Below are 5,934 nucleotides of genomic sequence, written 5' to 3' on the forward strand. Positions count from 1 at the left end.
AACTCATAGAGCCCCGGCTCAGCAGGTGCTGTGAGTTGGCCTGTGGTCTTATCGCCAACACGGCGGTAAGGGCCGGTAGCGCCTTCCTTGCTGCCGACAGGCAGGATGGTGACCATGTCGCGGGGGTGGATTGGGGGGCTCCACTCAACGTCAAAGCCTGCCCCGGTCGGTACGCTTTCCGGCCCGGAAATGGAGACTTCAGGCAGGGTCGGTACTGGCTCAGGCGCGGGATCGGGCTGGGCCATCGCGGCCTGAACTTGATTTAGCGCGTCATGCAGTTCGGTCGCATTGCTCACGGGGAGGAATACGCCGCCCGTGTTCTCGGCAATACAGGCGAGACCGGCGTGTCCCTCGTCTTGCAGGTCAAAGCCCACGACATGAGCGGTGAATTTTACCCCCTGTTTCGCAAGCTGTGCCGACAGCGCACAGGGATCGGCGTTGCAGGTCTCTACCCCGTCCGAGATCAGCACCAGCGTTGCCGGGTTGTCGCGGTAGGCGAGCAGGTCAGCGGCATGTTCGATGGCGGCGGAGATCGGCGTTTTGCCGACCGGTTTGATCGCATTCACCTGGGCTTGAAACGCCTCTTTGTCCACCGGCTGCAGGGTCACCAAGGTTTCGATATCGGTGCAATCGCCTTGGCTGCGATGACCATAGGCGACGAGCCCCAAGTTCGTCTCAGCGCTCCACCCTTGGACCAGATCCCCCAGCACATCGCGGGCAATTTCCATCTTGGAGATGCCGTCAATCTGTCCCCACATGGACCCGGACGCATCATAGACGATGACGACATCTTCTGCCGCCTGCGCCCCAGTGGCGCAAAGGATCGCGGTGATAGCGAGTTTCGAAGTAATCATTTTCATCTAAGGTTCTCTTTCAACTATGTTCCGTGCCGCAATAGGCGACGCTGAGGTAGGCGGCAGCATTTACCCGTGCCGCCCCTACCCGCATTACGCGACGGGCTGTGCAACAGAGTCAGGGGTCGCCGCGCCTCCGCCGCCGAATGCTCGCTCTTTCAGCTTGCGGAACTTGCCCGACATCTGCTCCAGCTTGGCATCCCATTCGGGGTTCGGCTCTTGGCCCTCGATTGTTTTGAAATAAACTTGCATCATGCAGGTAATGGCAAAGGGTTCGAGCAAGGCGGCCTTGACGCTCCAAGCAAAGAGCAGCGCAAAGACCACGCCCCCGGCGGCCCATGCCCCCGGCATCAGATAGACAACCAAGGCGACGGGGGCGAGCATCACCACAAAGACCAGAAAGCTCAGCCCATAGACGATTAGCGCCAGCCATGCCGCGTTTTTAAGCATCACCTTGTAGTTCTGCCCATAGAGCACCAAAGCCTCTCGCGCGGACATCCACGCGTTGTCGGACCGCGTGCGGATTGCATAGGCAAGGATCACCTCATCCACAAAACCCACTGCGATGCGCAGAAAGGCCGACAGGATGCTCGCAAGCTGTTGCACCCCCGGCACAGGCAGGATTGTGAGGATGCCGCGCAAAAGCCCGGCGATAGCGCGGACCACGCCTTTGATCAGTTGGTCCATGACGAAAAGGGTGCTGGCCTGCGGAAAGCGCTCTTTGACCACGGTGGTCGCATGGGCGACCTGACTGCGGCCCTCCGGCATCGGCTTGCCGTCGATCAGTTCTACCAACACGGCGATATGGCCCGCTTTGACGATGTAGAGGATATATTCACGCGCCCAGTACATCAGCGCACCGAAAATGCCGAAGCCCGCAAAACCGCCCCATGCGGTGGTCGTGGCGCGGAACTCCGCATCGCCAAAGCCGCCGATGCCCCAGCCGACCCCCGCCCCCATGCCGGTGACGAGAATATAGCCCAGCGTAATTCCGAAATAAACTGCCATGCGCAAAAGGATGAAGGGCAAGGTGCGCCCCATCAGCCCAAGCGCTCCGCCGATGCTGAAATTCCACATGGTTATTCCCCTCCCTTTTCGCCCCGCCGGACAGTTGCGCGGCGGCTTAGATCTCACATTTGCTATTGCCGTATTTCGCCACACAGGCCCGCGCCGCGCAGGAGGCGATCTGCGGGCCCCGCTGCGCCTTGCGAATATCGATCCGCTCAACCGTGGTGTAAGGCACTGAGATCGTCTTCATCACCGGCTTGCAGGTGGTGGTGGTGCCTGCGGTCTCGCACACGGTCTCACCACTCGGGCGCTCGACGCTGCGGTATTTGGTGACCGGTTCATGGCGATAGACGGGTGGAATCTTGATTAGCCACTCCGCCTCACAATGGGTCCGCTCGGTGCGATACTCCGGCGTCCCGCAAGATTGCAGAACCAATAGGCCAAAGAGGGCAGGAACGGTTTTGACAAGACGCATGGTGCGATGATCCTTTTCGACACCCCCTTCGCATAATCGCTAAACCGCCAAGCCGCCCCCTTCGTTTGGACGGGGAAAAGCGAAAAACTTCACGTTATGATTGCATACTGACTGTTAGGCTGCTGAACTGGTGAAAAGGAATGAGGGTCTTATGCGTTATGCGGCATTCATAATTTCCACCTGCATTGCGCTTGCGGGCGCCGCTTTGGCCGTCGAAAAACAGGTGGTTTTAAAGGTATCCGGCCTGATCGAAGGGGCGCCAGTGCATTTTACTATGGCTGACCTGCGCGCCATGCCGACCACAACTTTAGAGACATCCACAGTGGTGACCGACGGGGTTCACAGCTTCACCGGAGTGCTTTTGCGCGATTTGCTCGACCAGTTGGAAGCTACGGGGGATGTGATCACCGCCACCGCGCTGAACGACTATGTGGTCGACATCCCGCGTGCGGATGTTGAGGAATTCGACGTGATCGTTGGCTACAGCATGAATGGGGTAGAACTGGACCGGGCGGACAAAGGCCCACTTTGGATCGTCTATCCGCGTGATGGGCATAAGGCTTTGCAAGACATCCGCTATGATTACCGCTGGGTCTGGCAATTGTCGGAGCTTGAAATCAGATGAGACCCCTCGGTCGGCCCGGTCTTGCTCTGATCCTGCCGCTGATCGCCATTTTTGTCTTTGCGGTGCTTCTGGCCTTTGCGCTGAACCGCATGGTCCGGGTCGCGGATGATATTCGCGTCGATGCGGAGCATAATATGCTTTGGGTCATGCACCAAAGCGAGATTGCCGCACGGCGTCTTGTCGAGACAACCTTGAGGGTGGAGTTGGGTGAGGCGGATGCGGCGGAGATCGCGCTGCGGCTTGATCTGCTCCGCAGCCGCTTTGCGCTGTTGCATGAAGGGCCGCAACTGCGCTTCATGGAAGAGATCGGGATGCGCAAGCAGCTTACAACGCTGAGCCAGACCTTGCAGGCCATCGAGCCACCTCCCGCCCCGGTCTCTCCCGCCACGGCAAAAGATCTACGCGCGGCTCTTGAACCGTTTACGAGATTCTTTTCCCGCGCCGCCAATAAAACCATGATCCGCGAATGGGACGATCTGGGCGGGCGGCTTGAAACCGCACGCGCGCAGCTGCGCCAGATCATCGCCTCGCTTTTAGGGATCACCGTGACCGGCGCTGTCTTGATCCTGACGCTCTTTTTTTCGCTGCGTCTGTCGCGCCAACGCACCAATATGCTGCGGCGCGAGCGGGATTTTTCGGCGCTTCTGGTGTCCTCCAGCGGTGACGGGATCTTGGCGATCGACGCAGGAGGGCGCTGCACGATCTGGAATGACGCTATGGCCACCATGACCGGCCAACCTGCAGAGAAAGCCGTCGGACGAAAACTATCTGACATCGCCGGTTTTTTTGGCACCAGCCATGTTCAAACGGCGCTTGAGGCATCGCTGTGCGGAAAGGACCGCAGCATTGCCTTACAGCCCTATTACCGCGATGTGGGGGAGCCGGCGCTTTACGTCGACCTGCGCTTTTCGCCCATGTTGGACGAAGGGCGCGTCGTCGGTGCGATCGTCTTTATGCATGATGCAAGCGACCGCTACGCCGCGCGCCAACGGGCCGCGCAAACCCGCGGTCATCTGGAACAACTTGTGGCGGAACGCACCCGCGAGCTGGATGAGGCGCTGTTGCGAGAGCGCTCTGCCGCGGATCTTTACCGCAATTTCGCAGGGATGATCTCGCATCAATTCCGCACACCTCTGGCGGTGGCCGATTCCGCACTGCAACGTCTGATCCGCCGGGGCGACCGCGCCAGCACAGCAGAGATCGTCGACCGCGCACGCGGGGCGCGGGATGCCATCGCGGGGCTGACCCGGCTGGTGGCTAGCACGATGGACGCCACACGGCTCCAAACCGGTCAGGTCGGCGCGCGCCGGATCGCCTGCGATCTGAGAGATTTGCTCGAAGGGGTCCGTGCCAGACAACAGGCGATGGCCCCCGAAGCGCGGATTAAGACAGATCACCCTGCCAATCTGAATGCCGTCGCCCTTTGCGACCCCGCGCACGCGGAACAGGTGCTGGAAAACCTCATGTCGAACGCCGTAAAATATGCGCCTAAGGGCTCTGCGATCACCGTGCATCTGCATGGGAACGCAACGGAGCTTCATTGCGATGTCACGAACGACGGGCCAAAGATCGCAGAAGCGGACCGCGCGCAATTGTTTGACGCAAACTTTCGCGGCCGGAACAGTGTCGGCACCCGAGGCACCGGGGTTGGCCTGTTCATCGCCCGCAGTCTGGCACGCATGCAAGGCGGGGATCTGCAATTGCGCGACACCGATACAGGCACCTCCTTTCGCTTCACCCTGCCCCGCTATGAAGGGGAAAAATAATGACAGATACAGCAATAAACACCCCCGCCCCGCTTATCCTTGTGGTAGAAGATGAACCCCCTTTGCGCCGCGACATTGTCGAAGAGCTTGAGGAGGCAGGCTATCGCAGCCTCGCCGCCGCGCATGGGGAAGAGGCCGACCGGCTCATGGAAAACGCCACGCCTGACTTGGTGCTTTGCGATATCACCATGCCCAAGCTCGACGGCTACGGGCTGCTCTCTGCCATGCGGCAGAACCGCCCCGAGCTTGCCAGCACACCCTTTATCTTTCTCACCGCCATGTCAGAGCCGCGCGAGGTGATCGAAGGCAAGCTGCGCGGAGCGGACGACTATCTGATAAAGCCCGTCGACTATGATCTGCTCTTGGCCACCGTATCGGCCAGATTGCGTCAGGTGTCGCGTATCAAGAGCCAGATCGAGCAGGACGTCGCCAGCCTGCAAGCCGCACTGGCCGACCTCGCCGGCGGCGGACCCCATCCGGTGCTGGATTTGATCGCCCTCGGGATCGTGCTGCTGGATGCCGAGGGGAATGTCGTCCACGCGAATAAAGCGGCGCAGGATATGGCGCGAGACGCCGCGCATTTCAGCTTTCGCAGGAATAGGATTGCGGCGACGGATCCGGTCAGTGACACGGCGCTGCAGCAGGCAATCGACAAGGTCAAAACCGCCGCCCGGCGTGGTGAACGGGTCGGCGGTATCATGTTGCAAGGCGCTGAGAGCGCAATGTCAGCATTGATCGGCGCATTGGGGCCTTCAACGGCGGCGCAAAAGCCCCAAGCAGAACTCGCCGTGTTCCTATCCTCCCCAACACATGACAAAAAGGTGTCAGAGCGGCTGTTGATCGATCTGTTCGGCCTGACCCCAACTGAAGCACGGGTTGCGGCCCTCCTTGCCAGCGGCGCACGCCCCTCCGATGTGGCCGACGCCCTTGGGATTTCGACGACGACCGTGTCTTTCCACATGCGCAATCTGTTTCAGAAAACCGGCACGAACCGGCAGATCGACCTCGTGACGCTGATCCTCGCGGGGCCGATGGCAGTCCAGTTGGAGCTGTCTCCTTGTCCCGCCAGTTTTTAGGGGTCAACGGCAGCTTTGACGGCAGTATTGGCGCCGCAATTTACTGAAGAGGTTTAACAGGCTGCTTCTGTGGTTGCCGCCCGTAGTGCAAGAAATTTCTGACCGTTCGAGCATGTGATCGAGTGCGAAC

At 60.1% G+C, this 5,934-nt stretch carries 6 protein-coding genes; 3 read left to right on the plus strand and 3 right to left on the minus strand.

The genetic code is table 11. The features are described 5' to 3' along the window. The 3 genes from ACGYK9_RS18990 to ACGYK9_RS19000 all read right to left on the minus strand — a co-directional run. A partial coding sequence (locus ACGYK9_RS18990) for a VWA domain-containing protein (protein ID WP_394415231.1) occupies positions 1-860 on the minus strand: 860 nt, incomplete at its 3' end. 87 nt (positions 861-947) lie between these two features. Continuing rightward, a complete protein-coding gene (locus ACGYK9_RS18995; protein ID WP_394415228.1) occupies positions 948-1,931 on the minus strand; it encodes a hypothetical protein in 984 nt (327 codons plus the stop codon). 46 nt (positions 1,932-1,977) lie between these two features. Further along, entirely contained in the window at positions 1,978-2,337 is a 360-nt protein-coding gene (locus ACGYK9_RS19000) for a hypothetical protein (RefSeq protein ID WP_394415225.1), read from the minus strand. Positions 2,338-2,488: 151 nt separating this feature from the next. Here ACGYK9_RS19000 and ACGYK9_RS19005 point away from each other — a divergent pair, with 151 nt between their 5' ends. Genes ACGYK9_RS19005 through ACGYK9_RS19015 form a run of 3 tightly spaced genes read left to right on the plus strand, consistent with a single transcriptional unit; the run spans position 2,489 to position 5,804 of the window. Next, positions 2,489-2,962 (plus strand): molybdopterin-dependent oxidoreductase, encoded by a 474-nt coding sequence (locus ACGYK9_RS19005; RefSeq protein WP_394415222.1) that lies wholly within the window; start codon positions 2,489-2,491, stop codon positions 2,960-2,962. Then, positions 2,959-4,728, plus strand: a complete 1,770-nt coding sequence (locus ACGYK9_RS19010) for an ATP-binding protein (protein ID WP_394415219.1) — start codon at positions 2,959-2,961, stop codon at positions 4,726-4,728. Before ACGYK9_RS19005 ends, ACGYK9_RS19010 begins: the two co-directional genes overlap by 4 nt. Further along, positions 4,728-5,804, plus strand: a complete 1,077-nt coding sequence (locus ACGYK9_RS19015; protein ID WP_394415216.1) for a response regulator — start codon at positions 4,728-4,730, stop codon at positions 5,802-5,804. Before ACGYK9_RS19010 ends, ACGYK9_RS19015 begins: the two co-directional genes overlap by 1 nt. Positions 5,805-5,934: the final 130 nt, after the last annotated feature.

The sequence above is a fragment of the Sulfitobacter sp. 1A15258 genome, assembly GCF_043557045.1.
GTDB classification, from domain to species: domain Bacteria; phylum Pseudomonadota; class Alphaproteobacteria; order Rhodobacterales; family Rhodobacteraceae; genus Sulfitobacter; species Sulfitobacter faviae.

Bases quoted from the DNA above. Each gene is read 5' to 3' on its own strand.
- ACGYK9_RS19000 (WP_394415225.1), bottom strand. From the start codon at position 2,337: ATGCGTCTTGTCAAAACCGTTCCTGCCCTCTTTGGCCTATTGGTTCTG.
- ACGYK9_RS19015 (WP_394415216.1), top strand. From the start codon at position 4,728: ATGACAGATACAGCAATAAACACCCCCGCCCCGCTTATCCTTGTGGTA.
- ACGYK9_RS18995 (WP_394415228.1), bottom strand. From the start codon at position 1,931: ATGTGGAATTTCAGCATCGGCGGAGCGCTTGGGCTGATGGGGCGCACC.
- ACGYK9_RS19005 (WP_394415222.1), top strand. From the start codon at position 2,489: ATGCGTTATGCGGCATTCATAATTTCCACCTGCATTGCGCTTGCGGGC.
- ACGYK9_RS19010 (WP_394415219.1), top strand. From the start codon at position 2,959: ATGAGACCCCTCGGTCGGCCCGGTCTTGCTCTGATCCTGCCGCTGATC.